The following is a 22,477-nucleotide window of genomic DNA, read 5'->3' on the forward strand; positions in this document are numbered from 1 at the left end:
TTAATGATACAATTTATTGAACTACTCAAACTTGCTTGGCAATTTAAACTAGAAATTACACCCATTTGCGATCGCGCGGGTAGCCACCGCCACCACATACCAAAAGCCCGCCCGCGAGTTTGACCGCAGCCACAACTAAGAAAACTGGCGATCGCGATGAAAATTCGGTTATTGTGGTGAACAAGCCTTCCCTCAACGGACGATCGGCAATGAAAAAATTTTTCTTTCTGTGCTTATTTTTAATCGGGCTTGGCTGGGCAATTTCTAATTTCCCAGGACTTGCTACTCAAGGCACCTACGACTCGATTGTGCTGGATTTCCGCGAAGATATCGGTAATCCTCTTGTTGCAAAACGAGTAGAAGAACTCGCCCAGTTGTACCAAATCGCACCGCAACTCAACAGTGAGTTTTCTAAACAGGATAATGTGTATGTTGTCAAGGGCGATCGCACTTTGCTAAACGCCCTGAGAAAATCAAAGTTGGCTAAAGATACCGAATACATTGAACCGAACTACATTTACAGCGCTTACGAGATTCCCAACGACCCCATGTATGTCAAGCAGTGGAATCTCCGCAGCATCAACGTAGAATCGGCTTGGAACGAAACAAAAGGCAGCGGCACAACAGTAGCGGTAATTGATACCGGCATCACTCCCGTCGCCGACTTAAAAGAAACCAAATTTGTACCGGGCTACGACTTTGTAAACGATCGCGCCGAAGCCTACGATGACAACGGCCACGGCACTCACGTCGCAGGTACTGTCGCCCAATCAACTAACAACAACTACGGCGTTGCAGGCATCGCTTACGAAGCAGCTTTAATGCCGCTGAAAGTATTAAGCGGCAGCGGCGGCGGTACAGTTTCCGACATTGCCGAAGCAATTAAATTTGCTGCTGACAACGGCGCAGATGTCATCAACATGAGTTTAGGCGGCGGCGGCGAAAGTCAATTAATGGAAGAAGCGATCGACTACGCCTACTCTAAAGGGGTTGTCATCATCGCCGCCGCCGGCAACTCCGGCGACAGTTCGGCATCCTATCCCGCCCGCTATCCCCACGTCATCGGCGTTTCCGCCCTCGGCCCCAACGAAGAAAAAGCCGATTATTCCAATTTCGGCGCGGGTGTTGACATTTCAGCCCCCGGCGGTTCTGAACTAGGCAAAATTCTCCAAAGTACGATCGACCCAGAAACCGGTGCCGAAATCTTTGAAGGCTACCAAGGCACTAGCATGGCTGCGCCCCACGTTGCCGGCGTTGCAGCGCTGATCAAAGCCTCCGGTGTCACAGAACCAGACCAAATTCGCAGCATACTCTTGCAGTCCTCGCGAAATGTCACAGAAGATCCCTTAAACCATTTTGGTTCGGGACACCTAGACGCAGGCGCAGCAGTTCAGCTAGCCCAGCGCGGACAAATCAACTTCCGCGACTTCTTCCGCTGGCTGCGCGACAACGGCTATCTCAGCCCCCGCTTCTGGATCGACGGCGGTGCAGTCGCCCTGTTGCCGAAAATTGCAATGGTACTCGGTTCTTACCTGCTGGCTTTCATTATGCGGAATTATTTTCCGTTCCAGTGGACTTGGGGCTTTTCCGGCGGCTTGATGGCTGGAAGTTCTGGGTTCTTTTTCCTCCGCAACTTGTTTGTATTTGACTTACCGCAGTGGCCGATGAGAATCATGGGCAGTTCTATTCCCGAACTCGGCGGTGCAATTAACGGCAGCAATATGCTGAATCCCTTATTTGCTAGTGTTTTGATTCCGGGGATTTTGATTGTTTTGCTGTTGGGACATCAACAGTGGAAGTGGATTGCGATCGCCACTTCGATCGGCTTTGCTAGCTGTTTAGCAGTGAATGCTGTAATCTCTCCTGCAGTTTGGGGATTGGGAACTGGTTTAGTAGCACAAACATTCTTGATTGTCAATGCTTTGTTGTGTTTTGGATTGGCACATTTAGCACTTAAAACAGAGGCGCAGTCAGCATGAGTATTACAGTCAAAGGCAAAATTGAACGCCAAGGATTAGGCCCTGGTACCTGGGCTTTGGTTGGCGAAAATGGAGAAACTTATGAACTTAAGGATGCTCCTTCTGACTTGAAAAAAGATGGTTTGAAAGTCAGTGTCAAAGGTACAGTCCGCAAGGATATAATGACTTTTGCGATGATCGGCCCGGTGCTTGAGGTGCAGTCCTTTGAAGTCTTGTAGGTCGATCGACTAATCCAGCTTTCGATCAAAAAAAACCCCGGCCTTCATTGGCTGGGGTTTATTAATCAGGGTGCATCTACTAATTTAATGTCCGGCCAGACAGCACCTCATTCAGGAAAGTTTGGCAGAATTTGCGATAATTTTTGGCGGTGCGATCGACAAAAAAAAACCCGGCCAAAATTGGTCGGGAGTTAATTAATCAGGGTGCATCTACCAACTAAGCTTCCTGAGAATTCCACCACAATCCGGAAACTCACCTCAAATTTGTTCAGCATCAGCCTTAAAACAAAAAAAACCCGGCCAAAATTGGTCGGGAGTTAATTAATCAGGGTGCATCTACTAATTTAATCTCCGATACCACCGCACCAAATTCAGGATAGTTTGGGAAATTTGCGGGAATTTATGGCGAAAGTGCGATCGACAAAAAAAACCCGGCCAAAATTGGTCGGGAGTTAATTAATCAGGGTGCATCTACTAATTGAGTCTCCGGTAGCACCCCACCTCTTTCGGGACAGTTTCGGAAAATTTGCGGGAATTTATGGCTGGATGTGCGATCGCTCAAAAAAAACCCGGCCAAAATTGGTCGGGAGTTAATTAATCAGGGTGCATCTACTAATTGAGTCTCCGGTAGCACCCCACCTCTTTCGGGACAGTTTCGGAAAATTTGCGGGAATTTATGGCTGGATGTGCGATCGCTCAAAAAAAAACCCGGCCAAAATTGGTCGGGAGTTAATTAATCAGGGTGCATCTACCAATTAAGCTTCCTGAGAATTCCATCGCCATCCGGAAACTTACCGCTGAAAACTCAAAACTCTTTTCGATGAACCAGAGTTGCGGTAGCTTGGTCTGTCGGAACTAGCAAGACTTCGCTAATATTGACGTGGGGCGATCGCGTGGCGCAAAAATATACTACATCGGCTACATCATCCGCCGTCAAAGGTGTAAGTCCTTGATAGACATTCTTCGCCTTGTCTGAATCGCCGTGAAACCGGACATTGCTAAATTCTGTTTCCACCAAACCCGGTTCTATTTCCGTCACCCGCACCGCTGTTCCCAAAAGGTCTTGTTTCAACCCCTCAGAAATCGCTCTCACCGCTGCTTTGGAAGCACAATAAACACTACCTTTCGGGTAAGCTTGGCGGCCTGCTATTGAGCCGATATTCACTACGTGGCCGCCGCCTCGGCTGACCATTCCCGGTACGATGTAGCGAGTCATGTAAAGCAAGCCTTTCACATTGGTATCAATCATTTCTTCCCAATCTTGAAAGTTGCCTTCGTGCAGTTTGTCTAAACCGCGGCTCAATCCGGCATTGTTAATCAGAATATCGATGTTTTTCCACGCATCGGGAAGCGCAGCGATCGCCGATTCGACTTGCGGGCGATCGCGCACATCCAATTCTAGCAGGTAAATCTCGTTCGCCGATGCGACCAATTTTGCCTCTACAAGTTCGTTTGCCAGTCGATCGAGCTTTTCAACGCGGCGGGCTGCTAAAATTAGTTTCGCTCCACCTTTGGCAAATATCTGGGCACAAGCCGCTCCGATACCGCTACTCGCACCCGTAATGAAAATAATTTGATTTTGGATAGAAATCATTTTTTGGTAGTTGGTTAGTTGTTATTGGTTATTGGTTATTGGTTATTTGTTATTTGTTATTTCTTATTGGTTATTGGTTATTTGTTATTAAGCTGTTGTGGCAGTTAAATTTAATGTCAAAAAACATCTAAATCTTGTGGGGTGTCCCGCCCGCCCTGAACATACAATTTAAATGCGTGACAGCTTAGTTACTCGCTTGGGGCTACTAATAACTAATAACATTAATATTCACAGCCAACTGCTAACTGTCAACTGCTAACTGTCAACAGCCAACAGTCAACAGTCAACCCTCAACACTCAACAATTCCCATAACACCTATTTTTATTACTTGACAACCCGCAAGCGCACGCTAACCGTTGCAATTCCGCCTTGTCGCATCAAAACTGCTGATATCCAGCGATTCTCTGGCGTGGCCGGGGCTTTACCTACTTTAAAAATACCCCCAGAATTCAGCAACTCTAAGTCTATTTCTGACGGATTAAACAATGTTTTTTCGCTAATCGGTTCATCCAAAACAGTTCCTATTAAAATATCGTCGCCGATTGGTTCTCGAACAATGGCGTCAAAATGGTACTCTTCCCCGACTTTCACTTGTTCGGGAAAACTTACTTGAATTGTGGGAGGATTTTTACCAGAAGTCAGCTCAGTTTGTTCTGCTAAAATCTCTTGCTTAACTATTTTTTCACCTTCAAAGCGCTGCTGAGAACGGATGGTAGCTTTGAGATTTAAGTCGATTCCATCTTTTTTCTGAGTGCCGGTAATTGTAGTTACGGTTTCGGCGATAATGGCGTTACCTTCGGTTTTCCAAGATTTGAGATCGGTGCGGTAATTTAAACTCGGATATCGATCCCAGAGTTGGGTGAGGGCTTTTTCCATGATGCGGCTGTTTAAGCCGTCAGAATCGGTGAAATTTGCGCTGTAAAATGCCATGACTGCTTTGACATCGCGCCGATTGGCTGCTGCGTCAATTTCTGTTAGCAGTTTGGTGAGGGGGGCGGGCGCATTGGCTGGGGTTTGGACGATCGCCCTGGGAGTAGCCCCCATCGGCGCGATCGCCGCTACAGCAGTCGGATGCAGCACGCCAGCACTTACCGCTGTTAAACATAACAACATTTGAGCGATCGACAGCCCGCAGTTAAAGCCAAAAACGATCGGGCGTTGGCGCAGCCCGCCCCTACGGGGGCTACGCCAACGAAGAGGATCGGCTTTTTCGTCCCGACGGCTGCAAAAATACTGAGATACACTTGGCACTAAATTCAACAAATTACGCATTAGATGATACTTTGGTTATTTGTCAGGGGTCGCGGCGCGGGCAATTGTTCGCCTGCAACGAAAACTGACAACGGAAGGAGGGACACGGCACAATCTAATTTTAGATGGCTGATTGAAAATTGGCTGAAACTGCCGGAATAATAAGCATAATAATCTAAAACCTCTAATCTAAAATCGATCGACCTGTGGAACTTGTAAAAGAGACAAATACCTTGACAAAAGCCCCCCTGCGGTTGTTGGTTGCAGCTAGCGGTACCGGAGGACATTTATTTCCAGCGATCGCCACCGCCGCCGAGTTGGCCGACTGTCACATCGAATGGCTGGGAGTCCCAGACCGCATGGAAACGCAGTTAGTTTCATCGCTTTATCCCCTCCACACGATCGCCGTCGAAGGCTTTCAGCAGCGATTTGGACTCGGTACAGCGCGTATTTTGGGCGGACTGCTCGGCTCGATCCTTAAGGTGCGAAAGTTGCTCAAAGAAGGAAATTTTCAGGGACTGTTTACTACCGGCGGTTACATCGCAGCACCTGCAATTTTGGCAGCTCGCTCTTTGGGTTTGCCGGTGATTCTCCACGAATCTAATGCAATTCCTGGAAAGGTGACGCGGTGGTTTAGTCCTTTTTGCAGTGCTGTGGCGATCGGATTTGCAGCAGCAGCCAAGCATTTACCCCGCGCGAAAACCGTGGTTGCTGGTACGCCGGTTCGATCGCAATTCCTCGCCCCTCAACCTCTCAAGTTACCAATTCCTGACAGCGTACCTGTAATTTTAGTCATGGGCGGCTCTCAAGGTGCTGTCGCAGTAAATCAGTTAGTGCGCGAGTGTGCTCCGGCTTGGTTTGAGGCTGGTGCTTGGGTAATTCACCTCACCGGAAATAATGACCCGGATGCTGAGAGTTTGAAGCACGAGCAATATTTGTCAATGCCATTTTACGACAATGTGGCGAGTTTATTGCAGCGAGCAAATATAGCAATTAGTCGATCGGGCGCTAGTGCTCTGACAGAATTAGCTGTTACCGGAGTACCTTCTATTTTAATTCCTTTTCCTTACGCCGCTGACGACCACCAAAGATTTAATGCCGAAGTATTTGCAGCATCAGGAGCCGCCGCAGTATTCCGTCAAAGCGAACTCACAGCAGAAGTATTGCAAAGCAAAGTGCTGTATCTGTTAAAAGATTCCGAATATTTGGCCAAAATGTCTCAAGCTGCTGCTCACTTAGCGGTGACAGACAGTACGGAACGTTTGGCAAATTTGGTCAGGGAATTGTTGAGTCGGTAGCGCAAATTTGACATCGCTACTAATTTAACGAGATATATTTTAATGAGGATAAAGCGTAAAATCTCTATCCAGCCAAATAATATAAAGCACAGCCCCATCTCGATAACCAACCATCGGAGCCATCCCGCAAAACCGAAAAGCAATAAAATTTGCATCATCCTTAAGATGGTTAGGAATAGCCACTCTAATGGAACTTTTAGCAATCTTCTCATAGCCAGAGCCGTGACGGCCAGAAGCATTAATCTGGCTCCAGGTAAGCTGACTTAACTTGTAGAGAGTATCTGCAAAAGCTGCCTTTTCATCTTTTGTACACTGAGAAAGAGAGTAATCTTTATTCATGTATCCCAAAGAAAATAGAGGTGACTCCTGCTCTGGCGGTAAATCAACAATTTCTCTAGGTGAAATCCTTTTCCCTTTTTCTTGGCGTTGATTTGCCTTAAACTGCTTCTTCACAATTGAGTTGAGTCTTGAAGTATTCGTGAAGCGATTGATGAGTAATTGTACCGCTATTTTGAGCGGCAAGTTTCCAGGGATATTCTTCTTGCGTCATGTTGCGTAACTTCCATGCAGCAAACTGCCCAAACACGGAGTAAACTTCATCAAGCAGGCTCTTAGTTTTTTCGTCATAAATCGAAAAGTCTATATCTTCAGGACATGGAATTGCACCAGCACCATACTTTTTATAGTGACGGTATAAATCAGGAACAACCGGCCCGTGAGTCCATGCTTCTATCGCTTCAGGAAATAGCGCTTCGTCGTACAAAGCTAAATGAAAGCCTTGAGCATAGTAAAGCAATTTCTGAAGTTTGAGATTAGATATCAGATCGCCAGCATCTTCACTTACCTGAGCCAAAAAGTATTTGGCTGCATCATCACAACTCAGCATAACTTACGTAGTTATCATTAAACGGCTTATTTCCATGATACTAGATGCGATCGCCCTAGGCGACATTCAGCTTCACAAAATCAACCACCGACGCTAATCCTTCCTTTGTCTTCAAGTTAGTAAAAACAAAAGGTTTCTCCCCGCGCATCTTTTTAGCATCCCGTTCCATCACGCCCAAATCTGCACCCACAAAAGGCGCGAGGTCTATCTTATTAATCACTAATAAATCCGATTTAGTAATTCCCGGCCCGCCCTTGCGCGGAATTTTATCACCCGCAGCGACATCGATTACATAAATTGTCAAATCTACCAACTCCGGGCTAAAAGTTGCCGCCAAATTGTCGCCGCCGCTTTCGACAAAGACTAAATCTAAATCAGTAAATTTGTGTTCTAACTCTTCTATAGCTACCAAGTTGATCGAAGCATCTTCGCGGATGGCTGTATGGGGACATCCGCCAGTTTCTACGCCCAAAATGCGATCGCTCTCCAAAGCTTGACTCCGAACCAAAAACTGTGCATCTTCCTGAGTATAGATATCATTAGTCACCACAGCAATCTGGTACTGCTGTCGCAGCGCCTTACACAAAGCATCAAGCAAAGCAGTTTTCCCCGAACCAACCGGGCCAGCAATTCCTACACGAAAAGCACTCATAAGTAAAAGGAAGAAGGAAGAAGGAAGAAGGAAGAAGGAAGAAGGAAGAAGGAAGAAGGAAGAAGGAAGAAGGAAGAAGGAAGAAGATTTTATATTGTAGGGTGCGCAGTGCGCACCATGTTTTGTAAAATTTTACCCTGGCGAATTTTCAACTCCGAAATAATCTAGTATACTGAGTTTCATGAGCCATACTCGCCAGTCCCAATCCCCAACTGCAACTAGCAAGATCATCATCTTCTAATCTTAAAACTTCTCGCGCCGTAGAGTTAATTTGAGAATGCAAATCTAACAGCAACTGCTGGCCTGCAGTTTGACCCAAAGGAATCAGTTTCACGCCCGCACTCGCCAAATTTGCAGCCCAACTGTACAAATATCCTACCACGGCCGCTTCCTCTTCAATCTGCCAACAAGCCGCCGCTATCCCAAAGCCGATCGCAAAATTGCACGGATTGCCCCCAACTTCCACCAAATCTTTGACAATAGTTGTTAAATCAGAAACAACGGGCGATTCCCTGCGGGATAGCTTCGCTTCACGCAAATCCAGCAACAACCGCGTCAAAGTCCGTCCCATCTGCCAACTTTGCAAGCGCAACTCTTCAGTTTCCTTAGCAGCAGTCGCCCAAGCATTCCAGTAACTTAAAGCCCTCAAATCCCCAATTTTTGCCGCCCTCAAAGCCCGTATCGCCACAGCAGCTTCTACTCGCACCGCCCCAAATTGCAGCGAATTTTCCAACCAATTCCTCAAACTAATCTCGCTGTCGATCGCACCGGTTTCTACCAGACTTTCAATTCCCTCAGAATAACTATAAGCTCCCACAGGCGCAAAAGCTAGCTGCAACAAACATAAAAGTTGATTGTTCACTGTTGACTGTTGACTGTTGACTGTTGACTGTTGACTGTTAAGAGGGCGGGCACTCTTGGCACCGCCCCTACTGACTGTTGAATGTTGAATGTTGAATGTTGAATGTTGACTGTTGACTGTTGACTGTTGACTGTGGTTATTTGTTATTTGTTATTTGTTGTTTGTTATTTGTTGTTTGCAATGCCCCATTCCCCATTCCCCATTCCCCATTCCCCATTCCCCATTCCCTATTCCCCATTCCCCATTCCCCATTCCCCATTCCCCATTCCCCATTCCCCATTCCCAATACCTAATGGCTGTGGCCGTAAGCGCCAGTTTCCGGCTGAAACGGTACAATTTCTTCTATAACTTCCAAACCCATTTTTTCGAGCATTCCCTGCAAAACAGAGTCGGGAGAAAGCCTTAAATAATTATCGGTAACTTCTAAAGCTACGTGACGGTTTCCTAAATGATAAGCCGCCCGCAGCAGTAGCAGCTTAGTCGAGGCCCGCGCTGTGATTACCGGTTCGGGTTTTGCACTTACCTGTACCAAACAGCTACCGTCTTCCGACTGCAATAAATCTCGATCGCGCAATACCGTACCTCTGGGTAAACTCAGGTGCAGTTTTTCCCCACCTTCTGTCTCGAATTGGTGGCGGCTGCGAGTGCGATCGTCGGCTGTCATTGCTAAAGTAAAGCTGACAGCAGCATCGGGATTTGCAGGCAAATGTTTGGTAAAAGTTAGCATTTTTTTATTTTATTCCTCAACTTAACTCGCTTCACATCTAGTTTTTGAGGAATATCTTTTTTATCTTTAATAACGACTGACAGCGAGTTACAAAATTGTCATCTCTCTGAACCGCTCCCGTCCTTGCATACCATGTTTTGCTCGTTTTGTCAAGCACTTTATTACAGGCGAGATCCCTTTCTTAACTATTTTCGCATAACGCCCAGTAACTCTAACAACAGAACGGGAGAGGAAGAAAGACTCAAACACTCGATGTTTATTGATTTCCCGCTTGTTGCAGCCGCAGCAGCTCGGCTTGAATTTGCTGTTTGACTTCTGGATTCCTTTGCTGCAGCAAAGTGAGCTCGTTGAAGCGTCTAACTGTCAAGTTATTGCTTTCAATAATTTTTTTAGCTTGGTCGCAGTAATTCACAGCCACGCCGCGAACGCCTCCCGACAGCCTGTTAATTTCCTGAGTTTCGTTGCACACTACTCTGGGTACCGAGCCTCCAGCCATTCCTTTAATTTCCTGATAAGCTTGCACCCGTCTGGGTTCTATTGACAAGACAGCGCGAGCGTAGTTAGTAATTTCGGTGTTGCTAATGGCTTGAGCTTGGGCTGCAGCTCCGAAAACGAGGTTTGGGGATTGTCCGTACAAGCCAGGGGCCCATCCGGTAGCCAAAGCTCCTGCAGATATGATGACGGAGAACAGCGATTGCCGTAGCATCGGGTTTAGGCGAAATTTAGAGTTGTTGGTTAAGGTGTTCATGGTCGTCGGTGATTGCTTGCGTGTAAATAAAAATGACACAGCGCTGGGAGGCTCAATATTTGTGAATCATGTGGTGGCGAAAAAGTTCCTGCCGACAAGCGTAACAATCTTTAATTCAAGTAGAAGGATTTGCGCGGTTGCTAGGGCGATCGACTTTTTAGCAAACTCGATCGTTAGATCCATCCTAACATCTCACCAGAAGTTGACAGAGCACAGTATTTAGACGCTCATTTTCATTGCGGTGCGTTTCATAATTCCCTCTACAAATAATTCTCACCGCTCAAATATTAAATAATTCTAAAACTCATTGACAAATGACTCGTATTTAGGTGCTATCGCCCATCAGACGATTTTAGATTGGGGAATTGGAAATGATATCAATTCCGGTTGCACTCCTCATGACTGTTGACTGTTGACTGTTGACTGTTGACTGTTGACTCGATTTTATTATTCCGATGCAACCGGAAACGATATGACGCACGCGCGAACCTGGTTTGTTATCGTAATCGATATCGATCGCACAGGGTATTACTACCCCAAGACAGAGGCAGCATTCGGGAACTACAGACTAAAATCTTGTTATCAAAACCCGCGCTATCTGTTTTCGGCCATCACCTGCGAACCTTCAATTCGGCCCCGCTTCCTCAAGTTTCGGGCTGGGAAAACTTCTCGAACTTATCGAGAAACCAGGTTTTTCTACCAAAGATTGTTACAGCCGCCGGCAAGACTAGAAAAACCCGAAGGGCTGGAATTTTTGTGCCTGAGCCTTCTTGTCATATCGATCGCAAACAGCGAATTTTTGCAAGCATTTTCGCCGCAAGTTAACAATTATTAATTACCGATTTCCCATGAAAGCTCAAAAAGAAATTTGGCGAGTCATCCTCGCAGTAGCTATCAGTACCGTAGGCGTGCTGCACTTTGCAGTACCCGCACCCTTTATCAGAATCATGCCGCCCCAGCTTCCTTACCCGGAAGCATTGGTTTATATCAGCGGTTTTTTCGAGATTTTGGGCGGTATTGGGTTGTTAGTTCCGCCAGTCAGCAGAGCGGCGGCGTGGGGGTTAATTGCCTTGTTTATTGCCGTATTTCCAGCTAATATCAATCAAGCCGTCAACAGCATACCCATCGAAGGGATTCCCGACAACCCATTATTGTATTGGTTCAGGCTGCCTTTTCAAGCCGTTTTGATTGCTTGGGCCTGGGTTTATACCAAACCAGACGAAGGTAAACCACGGGCTTCTATAATTTCAGATACGACAAAAAACGCCCCATGAAGCAGTTCGACTACCATGTGGATTTTAAGAACATCGACTTTCGACAGCACCCAGAACTTTATTGCGTGGGGAAAGGAGAACAAGGAGTGCTGTTGGTGGAACCCTACAAAGGAGAAATTCTGCCTTTCTGGAGATTTAAGACTCCTGAAATTGCCAGGGAGTCCAGCAGCAAAATTTACTCGTTATTTTTAGAGTATCTCGATGGCGAAGATTTTGTGGGAGCGGATATGGCGCGCAAGTTCTTGCAAATGGGGTATACTCGATCGCGCCGCTACGCCAACCACAAAAGCGGTCGAAAATACAAGCAGAACCCTCAAAAAATGGAGTCTGTTGCAGAGCAAACCGCTGCTCGCCAAGATATTTTACCCCTAGATGCAGATCCGGTGAAAGCAGAATCCGCCGCCATTTTTAAAGACAAATGGATGCTGGCCAAAACCAATGAGAAATATCTCCTGCTTTTAGCCAGACACCGGCAGATGTATGAATCTTCTTCCAGCAAATCCGAGGATTGACATCCTGTCCCGTCGATTATCATAAAAAACGAGGTTCGTAGTGCGGAATGCGAGTCTGCTTGAAGGCGGCAGACTTTCGGGCGCGAACCGTTAACGCCTGCGGTTAATTGAGCAGGCGCCATATGGCATAAACTTGAAAAAACTTACTTATAAATTACCATTTCTCCCCCGGGGCAGCAATGCAGTTGTGCTTGCCTATATCGGGGGCGAATTGACTTACCAAATCCTACAATTTACTCATCATCTTCTTCTGTTTGCCACTGTCGCAAAAGTTCAAAGGCATTAAAGCCCCTGTATTGCAGGTAGTTCAAGACTTTGCCCTTAGTTTTTGGATCTACTTGATCGATCGCGTCGATCTTGTATTTCCGCATGACTTTGGCTTTTAATTCTGCCATTTTTTGAGCTTCTGAATCCTGATTTTCGGCAAATTCTTCTTCCCAGACTTGCTCGAATAAATCGCTAGTAATTCCTTTTTGCAGGCACTTGCGCTTGATGGCGGATTTCCCGTATTTGCCCGCAGCACTTGCGATCGAGTTTGCCACCAAGCGAGTGTCAGACTGATAGCCCCGGTCTTGAATTTGCGCGATCGCCTCCAATATTTCCTCATTGCCAAAACCTTTCTCTTGCCCCTTTTTGCGAAGTTCAGAGGCACTGTAGTCTTTGCGAGACAAGAGAAAATAGAAATAGTCAAGACAGCTCATCAGTTAAATCGCATGGTGGCGCGCAAATACTCGTGTAACGAATGCAAATCCAGTAGCCTTAACCTAGGCTGACTGCATCGCGATCGCCTTTATTCTTCTGTATCCTCCTCATCATCTGCCAATTCTACCTCTGGTCTGTCCGCATCGATCTGAATCAAGCGAATGTGCTTGTATCCGAGTTTAATTTCAAACTCGTCTCCTGGCTTTAATCCCATTTCTTGGGTGTAATTTGCCCCGATCACGATCGAGCCATTCTTGTGAACGCTAGCGCGATAACTCGCTTCTCGTCCGCGTCCGTCTGCTTTAGATTTCTCTAGCTCAATGCCCTTAGCAGCTAATACTGCATCGTAAAACTCAGCCAGGTTAATCCGTGTTTCTCCACTCTTGCTGACGGTGAAGTAGCCGCAAAGCTTTGCAAGTTCTCTGCGAGGCAAATCGCTGCCTTTGATTTTTTGAAGCAGACCTTTTCCTGTTAAGGGTGCTGTCGCTGTTTCTGCCATTGACCTTACCTCGGTTATTGGAGTTTACTTATATCAATTACAACACATTAGATTAACTTTGTTTCACTGTCAATACTAAGAATTAAAAAGATCGGATTCTGGATAAATTTCTGCAGCCTCAAAACTGGGGGTACAACTCGTCGATGCTCGAAGGGCGATTTATTTGCTGCTGGCGACTAAAATGGTTGTCTGAACCCTTGGAGCGATCGCAGCAGGAATTATTGTCGCAAATTAAATGCTTTACTTTTTTACAGTAAAGTCTGTTCCCTGCGTTCACCAATCCAGCTCCTGTCTGCAGTCAAAGTAAAAAACAAGACAGACATGAATGGAAATACCTAGAGCGCGATCGCTGCAAATCTGCCCAAAGCATTTACCTGCGCGGGGTTAACTTTTACCTCAACAAGGCGAGGTCGCACATATTTTCGATCCCCCTACCAGCTAGCTACTTATAAACCCTGTTTTTCGGGCGGCCAATCCCCTCAAAACCCCAAATACCGAGTCCCAATCTTCTATTAAGGTGTTCGGCATATAACTCGCACAGAAAACAGTCCGACGATCGCAATCCGGTAAAAATTCAAGCAAATTTCACCTGTTCGTTGAACGGGTTTTAGCTAGACAGGCGGGAATCCCCAGCCCATAATCTTTGGGCGAGTGGGATGAGAGCCGCGCTTTTGTGAGGAGCTATCCTCCCTCCGCGATGTTGGGCCCAGCCAACCAGCATTCTTAAAGATGGCGACGAGACGAGCACTCATTGTAATAATTGTGGTAAAATACTCATATCTTCGATCGCAGAATAACAATCTATATCTAGATAAAACAGCTTTGATGTGACAAGTGGGGCGGGACGTGTTCCTCACTATAAAACGCCGTAGAGCGAAACGATGAAGGAAGATATTGATATCCTTGACCGAACTCAGATGCCTACAACATACCGCTTGCGGTTGGTGTAGGAGCGTCACCTAAAACCAGACTCCACCGGCGCGGCAGAAACATCGCGCAGCCACCAAGAAGGAAATAAGCTGTTGGGTATTTAAATTGTGTGTGGTGATTGAGGGTCTGATGGGAGAGAATTTTTTGCGATGTCAGGCAAATATACAATTTAAAAGCCACCGCAGGTTCATACCATTTTCGCTCCAGACGGTTACTCTGTTGTTAATTGTTAAGGCTCTGGGTTTGATTGGCGGCACGCCGCACCACGAATGCTCGATCGAGCATTTCGCGACTTATACCAGATTTTGATACCATTTTCACCCAAAGAATGTAGCAGCAGGGCAACTCCCAACCCTGATCTAATAAGTCAATCTTTATTAATAGGACTTACGCACCGGGGGCCAGAAACCGGGTTTTTTGACAAAATTCTTCGCTGCAATCCGCAGTAAGGGTAAAAAACCCAGTTTCTTTATCGCGAGTGCGTAATATCAAATCCGGTTGATCACAAAAACGGTTCGTAGTGCGGACGACCGTCCGCACTACGAACCTTACTGATTGCGGTAAATTGACCGGACATGATATAAATCCCGATCGCCAATCTCAAATCGCCAATGGTAAATAGTATGGTTTCGATTCACAATCCGATCGAGCGATACAAGTTCTCACCTGCCATCGGGCAATCGATTTTAATTTATCTGTTGAATATAATTTTGCGACAGAGGAGTCCGCATCTCCGGGAGTAACTGTTCCGGTTTCGCGCTGCGGTGCTGCAAGTACCGCAACCCAGCAAAGCCAGCACTCAAAGCAATCGGCAACAAGCAAAGCGTCAGCGCCAGACATTTTTTTAATCCCGGTTTTTTTAACGCTTTCTGAGCCTTTTGAGCGACAGGGTTTGGTGAAATAACCGAAGAATTTGGATCGGAAATAGAGTTGGGTAAATTAGTCGCCGATGGTCGATCGCTCGGGTTCATCCAATCCCTGCGATCTTTTAGTTGCTCAGGACAATATTCCCAGACTTCGCCGTCCTCACTGTCTGACTCATCCGTTTGATAGGCTGGCTGTGGAGGGTTTTGGGCGATCGCCACCACCGAAGACGGCCTCTTCCATTCTGTGCCAGACGAGGCCGCCGACGGCATTCCAGACGCGATTATTTGCAGCCCGAGACTGGATGCGGTACTTTGGGTTGGAGCGCCCGTCAGATAGCCGTCAAAGTCCGGGTGCTGGTAGAGAATGGGCAAAGCCCAATATAACTGGTGAGAACCGTAGGTAGAAATTAGTCCCGCCCTGGCCCGACTCAAGCTGAGATCGACTGGATAGCCTTGATTGAGATTCCGGTAAAACAGCCGCGTCAGAGTTAGGGCTACTTCGTCGGGGATGCTTTCTGCCATTGCTAGCACCGCAGGAATGCCTCGCTTGACTAAAGCTTCGGTTAAGTTGCGTTCCGGGCTGTCGTCTGTGATGCCTGATGGGCCGCCGTAGGCACCGCGGCAGGAGTTGAACACAGCCATCTGAATGCCGTTGTTGACCAGCAATCCCGCTAAGTCGTCGCCGCTCAAGGTTTCGGTTAAACCGGTGCGGCTGCTGACTAGGTAGAGTTCGCCACCTCTGGAACCGGGGTTGCTGTGGCCTGCGTAGTGCAGGACTTGGTAATGTCCTTGTTCTAGGGCTTGGGTAAGCTGTTCTCGATCGGGCTGTTCGAGAATAGTCAGTTGAATTTCCGGGGAATGGAAGCCGTTTTTGAGGGGGTTAGCGCTGCGGTTTTGCAGTTCTTGTTGCAGCTGCAGCACTTCTCGCGAAAGCTGCAAGTTGTCTCGATCGCTGGGAGAGGCGATCGCCATTAAAATTTTTAGCGGCCCGCCACTTGGCAGTATCCGGGTTTGTTTGAATAAACTTGTACCTGGTTGGTAGCGAGAAAACACCAAATCGGTGCCGGTTGCCAAAGGGCGATCGCCCGCGTGCAGAACTTCCCACGGTAGTCGCGGCAAGTCCCTGCCTTTGAGCCCGAGCCGCAGTTCCAGCACATCTCGGCGGTGCTGGGCGATGCCTTGAGCGCAAGTCCAACTGTCGCGCAAGTTTCCTTGAAACAGCCCGCTATATAATTGTTGCCCAAGGGTTACTAAAGAAGGCGCTGAGTGTTTTTCCGATCGTGACAGTCCCCGGCCAGTAGCAGTTCCCTGGAGCAAGCCCACCAAAGGGTCGTTCATCAGTTGAGCAGACAGCGCCAGCCATTCGTCGATCGGCCAGCGGACTTGTTGTTCTGCTAAGGGTACACCGGGTGCAACCTTTTCTGTCCGTACTAGATATTCATCGTCCCCAACTGGGGTAACTGAGAGTTTAAATTCCTGGTTCACCGATTTAGCGCCCTCCCGCCTCAATTCTGATTTTGCCTGCGTTTTTGCAGCTAGCAATCGCCACCGACAAACTGATTTTTACTCTTTGAATGAAACTTTCTGATTGCGCTTCCCCCGATCGGGCGAACGCAGAACTCAAATATATTTGTTCAAACACTTTGAGGGTGTAAAACTTGTACTTTAATAACAGTTTATTAGTTTTGATTGCCCTGCGGCTAATTGAAAGCGGAATTTTCTCCAATTTTGCTATCTTTAACATTTTGCACCTCTACCGCAGACCCCTTTACATTCCTTGGGAACTTGAGTTTCTCATTGTTGAGTAAAGTCAAATTGGAGGTACTTTACCAAGCGGATCTCTAGTTCTTATTAAAATAACTTCAGCTCTCACCCACCGGTTTCAGGGAAATATCAAAGATAAATTTGAGTAAATTTTTCGGGGAGGCGATCGCCCGATCGCTACTCACCGCTTATCCTCTACCATCATCCCCCCATCTGAAATCTAGATTTTGTGTCAATTAATGAATTGGTCGGCTCGGAACCTCATCTGTAAGCCCCGATCCCTCATCTGCAGCGTCGATTTGAGATTGGGCCCTTGAAGATTTGAGATTGAGTTGTGGTTTTGAATCTGCTAGTAAGAGCTTTCTTCTAAAATTTGGAGACTTCCCGACAGAAGTACGCGACACGGTACTTGTTTCTGGGATCTCTCAGGGGCGATCGGCAATCGATAGAGCGACTATCGATAATTTCTAATTGAGGGTTGCTATTTTACCACTTTTATGATATTCTCCTTTATCAAAATCTATTAATGTATTTAGATTTAAATAGAAAAGAGCAAGCTAAAAAATCTTAATTTTCAACAATACAACTCTCATAAAATTATTCCCATAATTTCAAACAACAATCATTTTGATCGTTGATAAAACGAAGCCTAGTCAATATGGTTTGTAGTGCGGACTTTAAGTCCGCAAGCACATCGAATATTACTGTGCTTAAGCGAGCCAACACGATATTATTTGCGATCGCAATGTCTCTTTGTGCTTGTCAATTTCACTAAAAACAACTCCTGCCTTGATTGCTGTTGGTTGCTGATTTTTCAAATCAGTCTTAAGATAGATAGATTTTTGCTAAGTTGTTTATATTGCAGGAAAAATATTTTTTTTAGTTCGATCGCAGCGGGGCGATCGAGATCGAATTGCCGGACTGAAAATTAAAACAAATATTTGCGACGGCGAATTATTTAAAATTGTAATTAATCATCAGGAACTAAAATTAGAAGCGTACAGTCACTTACATCAAGAATTCAAATCCTTAAGTCAGGGAAGGATTTGTCAGAGCTGGAAGTGTTACAAAACTTCAGCGCACCAGGCTCGATCGCCAGAAAAGCCAGGGGAAAATTTGGGGTACAAAAATTTTAGGTAGTTGTCTAGGAGTTGCGATCTGCGAGTTTAAATTAGGCTAAATCACGGTAAAAATACGTAGAAAATCTACCCTTAAGCGCAAGTATACGCAGCTTACTGTAGAAATTACGGAGAACATCAAAAGCAAGCTGAACTTCGGTACAAAACTTGCTGTGTATGTGGTGGCTCAGTTATTTTTGTGCGCGATTGCCGGAGAGAGAACTCGCAGAAACAGCAAAATAACCCCTGGCAGTTTAAATAGCATCTATAACAAAAAGGTGGAAAAGCAGCCACTAGAGCAGACAAAATATAAAATTATAATTTGTTGTTCTGCTGTCTCCTCCTTGCTGATAAACTGATTCTAAGAATCTCAATCTTTTGGAGAGAATATTAACGATGGAAGAAGAAATGTTGTTGGGAAATGTATCGGGAACACTTTTTCCCGATCGCGATCGAACACAAATCTCTGACTTGACAGAAACCAATTTGTTTGCACCGATCGCCCTAGATGACGAAGAACCAGAGTTCGGGCTTTCCGCCAGCGAACTCGATCGACTCGCGGCTTTCCGCAGCGCCAGCGCGATCGATTCTGATAGCGACTTAGCCAAGTTAATTGACGATGCAATCGCCGAAAACACCCCTAGCAACAGTAACAGCCAAGTTCCGAATCAGTCTAACGGCAGATCCGAAACAACTGCTGAGGATGACAGCACAATGGCTGAATTTAACGCTATGCCCGAAGAAAGTGCCGGTCGCACAGATGACGCAGAAGATGGCAGCGGCAGCGTTCGCCAGACTCTCGAAGGTACCGATGACGATGACTTAATTGTCGGCACCAGCGCTGATGAGGTGATATTCGGCAAAAAAGGCCGAGACAGAATGAGAGGAAACGGTGGCAAAGATCGGCTTTACGGAGGTAAAGATGACGATGATTGCGACGGCGGCGATGGTGACGATGAAATAAGAGGCGATCGCGGTAACGACATTTGCGACGGCGGCCAAGGTGACGACAAGGTATATGGCGGCAAAGACAACGATACTATTTTGGGCGGCAGCGACCAAGATACTTGTTTTGGCGATGACGGCGATGACTGGGTAAACGGCAACGACGGAAATGATGAGGTTGACGGCGGCGCAGGTAGCGATAGCGTGTACGGCGGCAAAGGCGACGACAAGTGCGACGGCGGCGAAGGCAACGATACCGTCAGGGGCGATCGGGGCAACGACATCGTTAACGGTGGCGAAGGCAACGACATCGTTAACGGTGGCAAAGATAACGACACCGTGATGGGCGGTGCCGGCAGCGACGTTTGCGACGGCGACGACGGCGACGACAGCGTAATGGGCGGCACCGGCAACGACACCGTGATGGGCGGTGCCGGCAATGACGCTTGCGATGGTGGCGACGGCGACGACAGCGTGATGGGCGGCGACGGCGGCGACACCTTGATGGGTGGCGCGGGCAATGACGTTTGCGATGGCGGCGACGGCGACGACAGCGTGATGGGCGGCGACGGCGGCGACACCTTGATGGGTGGCGCGGGCAATGACGCTTGCGATGGCGGCGACGGCGACGACAGCGTGATGGGCGGCGACGGCGGCGACACCTTAATGGGTGGCGCGGGCAACGACGTTTGCGATGGCGGCGACGGCGACGACAGCGTTGTCGCTGGCACCGGCGACGACACCTTGATGGGCGGTGCCGGCAACGATACCCTCATGACTGGCGACGGCAATGATATGGCAGACGGTGGCGACGGCGACGACAGCGTTGTCGGCGGCGGCAATGGCAACGACACCTTGATGGGCAATAACGGCAACGATACGATCGTTGGCGGTACTGGCAACCATACCTGTATCGGCGGTGCTGGAAATGACGTTTTTGTCATGAGTAACACCACCAGTCCCGGCAGTTCAGTCATCACTGACTACACAGACGGCAGCGACAGGTTTTTGCTATTTGGCGACTTGATTTTTAGCAGCTTGTCGTTTGTGCAAGTCGGCATCAATACCGAAATTCGGGGCAGCAATAGCTTTGTGCTAGCGCTGTTATTAAATGTCAGCGCTACAATTCTCGATGCTAGCGACTTTTTGGGAGCTAACGGTACTCCTGTAGCTCCAACTCCAACTCCAACTCCAACTCGAATTCCAACTCTCCCGGTAGTTAATGCCCCTCCGCGATCGGAAGCTAATAAGAGTTTGACTGTCGGTTCCGACGGCAACCAAATAACTATTACTTCTGACTTCTTGAAGTTTGTCGATAGCGAAACAAATGCTAGCGGCACAGTCTTTAAGGTAACGCAGTTGCCTGATGCTACAACCGGGCAACTATTCTTTAAGGGAGTAGCCGTAACCCAAGTTGGTTTAAGCTTCACTCAAGCAGACATTAGTCTCGGTTTGTTAACTTTCCAAGCCGCCATAGGTTTTGTCGGTGCCGCTAGTTTTGGTTTTGAAGTTAGCGACGGGAAAAATGTACTCGCCAACCAGACTTTTAGCTTGAAAGTCGAGCAAAATGTCTTTAATTTTGCGGGCAATACAGCGCCTCAAGTTATTGTCGGTTCGGCGACGCTAAATAACAACATCCAAGGCAGCGACGGCAGCGATGACATTACAAGCGGTAGCGGCAATGACAAAATCATCGGCGGCCAAGGCAAGGACAAAATTAAAGGCGGCGATGGCGATAACGATATCGACGGCGGCGATGACGATGACGATATCGAAGTCGGTAAAGGCAAAAACAAAATAAAAGGAGGCTTGGGCAAGGACAAAATTAAAGGCGGCGATGGCGATAACGATATCGACGGTGGCGATGACGATGACGATATCGAAGTCGGTAAAGGCAAAAACAAAATAAAAGGAGGCTTGGGCAACGACAAAATTAAAGGCGGCGATGATGATGACGAGATTGACGGCGGCGTAGGAACCAATACTCTAACTGGGGGTGCTGGAAAGGATCGCTTTATTTATCTGGTTTCCCGCCAAGAGATTCAAACAGTTGTAGAAGCTGACTTAATTACTGACTTTAATGTCAATGACGATGTTTTAGAGCTTTCTACGGCAGCTTTTGGTAATCTCAGCGTTTCTAGCTTGACGAGACTGGCGATTACTGCTAATTCTGCTGTTGGCTCGATCGGCAGCGCTAACTTGCTCGACTTTAGTGCGGATATCAGCGTTACCAGCATCGCCACTTTGCAAGCGCGGTTTGCAGCTTTGGGCGGCAACACCGACGCACCTGTTTTCTGTCAGTTTACAGATGCCACTACCGGCCGTTCCGTGCTGGTATTTTCTGTTGGGGCGCGCTTTGAAATTGTCACCAGTTTCTCGCTGACATTTAGTTTGCAAGTCAGTAACTTTGTCTTCAGCGGCCCGTCGCTAAATGTTCCTGTCGGTACTGCCGGCGCTGACAATGTTAATTTCGGCACTTATCCTGCCGCCGTTAATTTCGATGGTTTAGGAGGCGACGACAACATTGTCGGCAGCAATTTTAACGATACCATCAAGGGCGGCGACGGCAACGATACCATCACCGGCGGCCTCGGTTTGGATGTCTTAAGCGGCGGCAGCGGTGCGGATCTGTTTGTTTACGCGACAACTAAAGAAGGCGGCGATAAAATTACCGACTTTACCTTTGGGGTTGACAAATTCCAGTTTGCTGCCAGCGAATTTGGCAATTTGACTACTACTAACTTTGACGGTGTGACGGGTTCAACTCCTGACATTACTGGCAAAGAATTGGTGATTTTCACCGGCGGCAGTTATGCCTCTTTGGAAGCTGCACAAGCGTCTGCCATCGGCAGTTCAACGAGTGCTGGTTTCTTCGCCTTTACGAATGCGTCGAACGAAACGGTGTTGTATTTTGACTCGAACGGTACGGTGACGGGCGGTTCTACCTTAATTGCGAATTTGGGTACTGCTACGGGAAGTTTGGGCTCGGCAGACTTTTTGTTTACTGGCTCAATTAGCAATTCCCCAACTGGTACTACTACCAACTCAGGTAGCGTTGCCGATTTAACTGCTGCTGGGAACACTTTCCCCGTAGCCTTTAACAACTTCGGTTCTGGTGCTGGCGGTTACAATTTCAGCACTCCTGTTTTATTTACCGGAGATGCGAGTGCTAACAGCGTCACCGGTACTGAATTTGCTGACATCATCACTGGTGGTGGAGGTGCGGATATTCTCACTGGCGGTTCCGGTGCAGATATCTTTGGTTACAAGGCTCCCGGCGACGGCGCGGATACGATTACTGACTTTACCTTTGGGGTTGATAAATTCCAGTTTGCTGCCAGCGAATTTGGCAATTTGACTACTACTAACTTTGACGGTGTGACGGGTTCAACTCCTGACATTACTGGCAAAGAATTGGTGATTTTCACCGGCGGCAGTTATGCCTCTTTGGAAGCTGCACAAGCGTCTGCCATCGGCAGTTCTACAAGTGCTGGTTTCTTCGCCTTTACGAATGCGTCGAACGAGACTGTATTGTATTTTGACTCGAACGGCACTTTAGCGGGCGGTTCTACCCTAATTGCGAATTTGGGTACAGCAGCAGGAAGTTTGGGCTCGGCAGACTTTTTGTTTACTGGTTCGATTAGCAATTCC

General features: G+C 47.4%; 20 protein-coding genes. 7 read left to right on the forward strand and 13 right to left on the reverse strand.

Features of this window, described 5'->3' with window-relative positions:
* Nucleotides 1-209 precede the first annotated feature (209 nt).
* On the forward strand, nt 210-1,979 hold the full coding sequence (locus QUA01_RS12940) for a S8 family peptidase (protein WP_333087479.1): 1,770 nt from the start codon (nt 210-212) through the stop codon (nt 1,977-1,979).
* A complete protein-coding gene (locus QUA01_RS12945; RefSeq protein WP_194008573.1) occupies nt 1,976-2,197 on the forward strand; it encodes a hypothetical protein in 222 nt (73 codons plus the stop codon). Before QUA01_RS12940 ends, QUA01_RS12945 begins: the two co-directional genes overlap by 4 nt.
* 805 nt (nt 2,198-3,002) lie before the next feature.
* Here QUA01_RS12945 and QUA01_RS12950 read toward each other — a convergent pair.
* Nucleotides 3,003-3,791, reverse strand: coding sequence for an SDR family oxidoreductase (locus QUA01_RS12950; protein ID WP_333086986.1), 789 nt, complete (start codon nt 3,789-3,791; stop codon nt 3,003-3,005).
* A gap of 325 nt (nt 3,792-4,116) precedes the next feature.
* Complete coding sequence (locus QUA01_RS12955; RefSeq protein ID WP_333086987.1) at nt 4,117-5,064, reverse strand: nuclear transport factor 2 family protein; 948 nt, start codon at nt 5,062-5,064, stop codon at nt 4,117-4,119.
* A 185-nt stretch (nt 5,065-5,249) separates the two neighbouring features.
* Here QUA01_RS12955 and murG point away from each other — a divergent pair, with 185 nt between their 5' ends.
* Nucleotides 5,250-6,341 carry an undecaprenyldiphospho-muramoylpentapeptide beta-N-acetylglucosaminyltransferase gene (gene murG / locus QUA01_RS12960; protein WP_442921511.1) on the forward strand — a complete coding sequence of 364 codons (1,092 nt, stop codon included), beginning with the start codon at nt 5,250-5,252 and terminating at the stop codon, nt 6,339-6,341.
* 39 nt (nt 6,342-6,380) lie between these two features.
* On the opposite strand, the gene QUA01_RS12965 is transcribed toward murG, so the two are convergent.
* The 7 genes from QUA01_RS12965 to QUA01_RS12995 form a co-directional block, all read right to left on the reverse strand.
* A complete protein-coding gene (locus QUA01_RS12965) occupies nt 6,381-6,794 on the reverse strand; it encodes a hypothetical protein (RefSeq protein WP_333086990.1) in 414 nt (137 codons plus the stop codon).
* The gene (locus QUA01_RS12970) at nt 6,778-7,227 is read right to left on the reverse strand and encodes a Panacea domain-containing protein (protein ID WP_333086992.1); all 450 of its coding nucleotides are present in this window, start codon (nt 7,225-7,227) and stop codon (nt 6,778-6,780) included. The genes QUA01_RS12965 and QUA01_RS12970 overlap by 17 nt, the downstream gene beginning before the upstream one ends.
* Before the next feature lie 55 nt (nt 7,228-7,282).
* Nucleotides 7,283-7,879, reverse strand: a complete 597-nt coding sequence (gene ureG / locus QUA01_RS12975; protein WP_333086994.1) for an urease accessory protein UreG — start codon at nt 7,877-7,879, stop codon at nt 7,283-7,285.
* Between the two features lie 148 nt (nt 7,880-8,027).
* Nucleotides 8,028-8,741 carry an urease accessory protein UreF gene (locus QUA01_RS12980; RefSeq protein WP_333086995.1) on the reverse strand — a complete coding sequence of 238 codons (714 nt, stop codon included), beginning with the start codon at nt 8,739-8,741 and terminating at the stop codon, nt 8,028-8,030.
* 150 nt (nt 8,742-8,891) lie between these two features.
* The gene (locus QUA01_RS12985) at nt 8,892-9,014 is read right to left on the reverse strand and encodes a hypothetical protein (RefSeq protein WP_333086996.1); all 123 of its coding nucleotides are present in this window, start codon (nt 9,012-9,014) and stop codon (nt 8,892-8,894) included.
* Nucleotides 9,015-9,030: 16 nt separating this feature from the next.
* A complete protein-coding gene (gene ureE, locus QUA01_RS12990) occupies nt 9,031-9,468 on the reverse strand; it encodes an urease accessory protein UreE (protein ID WP_194070002.1) in 438 nt (145 codons plus the stop codon).
* Between the two features lie 256 nt (nt 9,469-9,724).
* The gene (locus tag QUA01_RS12995; RefSeq protein ID WP_333086997.1) at nt 9,725-10,216 is read right to left on the reverse strand and encodes a DUF4168 domain-containing protein; all 492 of its coding nucleotides are present in this window, start codon (nt 10,214-10,216) and stop codon (nt 9,725-9,727) included.
* Nucleotides 10,217-10,688: 472 nt separating this feature from the next.
* On the opposite strand from QUA01_RS12995, the gene QUA01_RS13000 reads away from it, so the two are divergent.
* Genes QUA01_RS13000 through QUA01_RS13010 form a run of 3 tightly spaced genes read left to right on the forward strand, consistent with a single transcriptional unit; the run spans nt 10,689 to nt 12,002 of the window.
* Nucleotides 10,689-11,051: a hypothetical protein gene (locus QUA01_RS13000; protein WP_333086998.1), complete on the forward strand. Its 363-nt coding sequence runs from the start codon at nt 10,689-10,691 to the stop codon at nt 11,049-11,051.
* 13 nt (nt 11,052-11,064) lie between these two features.
* Nucleotides 11,065-11,490 (forward strand): DoxX family protein, encoded by a 426-nt coding sequence (locus QUA01_RS13005; protein WP_333086999.1) that lies wholly within the window; start codon nt 11,065-11,067, stop codon nt 11,488-11,490.
* Nucleotides 11,487-12,002, forward strand: coding sequence for a DUF4385 domain-containing protein (locus QUA01_RS13010; protein ID WP_333087001.1), 516 nt, complete (start codon nt 11,487-11,489; stop codon nt 12,000-12,002). Before QUA01_RS13005 ends, QUA01_RS13010 begins: the two co-directional genes overlap by 4 nt.
* Before the next feature lie 233 nt (nt 12,003-12,235).
* Here QUA01_RS13010 and QUA01_RS13015 read toward each other — a convergent pair whose 3' ends face one another.
* The 4 genes from QUA01_RS13015 to QUA01_RS13030 all read right to left on the reverse strand — a co-directional run bounded on the left by QUA01_RS13015 (nt 12,236) and on the right by QUA01_RS13030 (nt 16,743).
* Nucleotides 12,236-12,703: a regulatory protein RecX gene (locus QUA01_RS13015; RefSeq protein ID WP_333087002.1), complete on the reverse strand. Its 468-nt coding sequence runs from the start codon at nt 12,701-12,703 to the stop codon at nt 12,236-12,238.
* Nucleotides 12,704-12,792: 89 nt separating this feature from the next.
* Complete coding sequence (locus QUA01_RS13020) at nt 12,793-13,203, reverse strand: AbrB family transcriptional regulator (RefSeq protein ID WP_194008561.1); 411 nt, start codon at nt 13,201-13,203, stop codon at nt 12,793-12,795.
* 1,616 nt (nt 13,204-14,819) lie between these two features.
* The gene (locus tag QUA01_RS13025) at nt 14,820-16,484 is read right to left on the reverse strand and encodes a CHAT domain-containing protein (RefSeq protein ID WP_194070009.1); all 1,665 of its coding nucleotides are present in this window, start codon (nt 16,482-16,484) and stop codon (nt 14,820-14,822) included.
* Between the two features lie 4 nt (nt 16,485-16,488).
* Complete coding sequence (locus QUA01_RS13030) at nt 16,489-16,743, reverse strand: hypothetical protein (RefSeq protein ID WP_194008558.1); 255 nt, start codon at nt 16,741-16,743, stop codon at nt 16,489-16,491.
* A gap of 1,534 nt (nt 16,744-18,277) precedes the next feature.
* On the opposite strand from QUA01_RS13030, the gene QUA01_RS13035 reads away from it, so the two are divergent.
* On the forward strand, nt 18,278-22,477 hold a 4,200-nt coding region (locus QUA01_RS13035), incomplete at its 3' end, for a cadherin-like domain-containing protein (protein ID WP_333133081.1).

It is taken from the genome of Microcoleus sp. S36a_B3 (assembly GCF_036700745.1).
In the GTDB taxonomy this organism is placed as follows: domain Bacteria; phylum Cyanobacteriota; class Cyanobacteriia; order Cyanobacteriales; family Microcoleaceae; genus Microcoleus.

Bases quoted from the DNA above. Each gene is read 5' to 3' on its own strand.
- QUA01_RS12940 (WP_333087479.1), top strand. From the start codon at position 210: ATGAAAAAATTTTTCTTTCTGTGCTTATTTTTAATCGGGCTTGGCTGG.
- QUA01_RS12945 (WP_194008573.1), top strand. From the start codon at position 1,976: ATGAGTATTACAGTCAAAGGCAAAATTGAACGCCAAGGATTAGGCCCT.
- QUA01_RS12950 (WP_333086986.1), bottom strand. From the start codon at position 3,791: ATGATTTCTATCCAAAATCAAATTATTTTCATTACGGGTGCGAGTAGC.
- QUA01_RS12955 (WP_333086987.1), bottom strand. From the start codon at position 5,064: ATGCGTAATTTGTTGAATTTAGTGCCAAGTGTATCTCAGTATTTTTGC.
- QUA01_RS12970 (WP_333086992.1), bottom strand. From the start codon at position 7,227: ATGCTGAGTTGTGATGATGCAGCCAAATACTTTTTGGCTCAGGTAAGT.
- ureG (WP_333086994.1), bottom strand. From the start codon at position 7,879: ATGAGTGCTTTTCGTGTAGGAATTGCTGGCCCGGTTGGTTCGGGGAAA.
- QUA01_RS12985 (WP_333086996.1), bottom strand. From the start codon at position 9,014: ATGGGGAATGGGGAATGGGGAATGGGGAATGGGGAATGGGGAATAGGG.
- ureE (WP_194070002.1), bottom strand. From the start codon at position 9,468: ATGCTAACTTTTACCAAACATTTGCCTGCAAATCCCGATGCTGCTGTC.
- QUA01_RS12995 (WP_333086997.1), bottom strand. From the start codon at position 10,216: ATGAACACCTTAACCAACAACTCTAAATTTCGCCTAAACCCGATGCTA.
- QUA01_RS13000 (WP_333086998.1), top strand. From the start codon at position 10,689: ATGACGCACGCGCGAACCTGGTTTGTTATCGTAATCGATATCGATCGC.
- QUA01_RS13005 (WP_333086999.1), top strand. From the start codon at position 11,065: ATGAAAGCTCAAAAAGAAATTTGGCGAGTCATCCTCGCAGTAGCTATC.
- QUA01_RS13010 (WP_333087001.1), top strand. From the start codon at position 11,487: ATGAAGCAGTTCGACTACCATGTGGATTTTAAGAACATCGACTTTCGA.
- QUA01_RS13015 (WP_333087002.1), bottom strand. From the start codon at position 12,703: ATGAGCTGTCTTGACTATTTCTATTTTCTCTTGTCTCGCAAAGACTAC.
- QUA01_RS13020 (WP_194008561.1), bottom strand. From the start codon at position 13,203: ATGGCAGAAACAGCGACAGCACCCTTAACAGGAAAAGGTCTGCTTCAA.
- QUA01_RS13030 (WP_194008558.1), bottom strand. From the start codon at position 16,743: ATGTTAAAGATAGCAAAATTGGAGAAAATTCCGCTTTCAATTAGCCGC.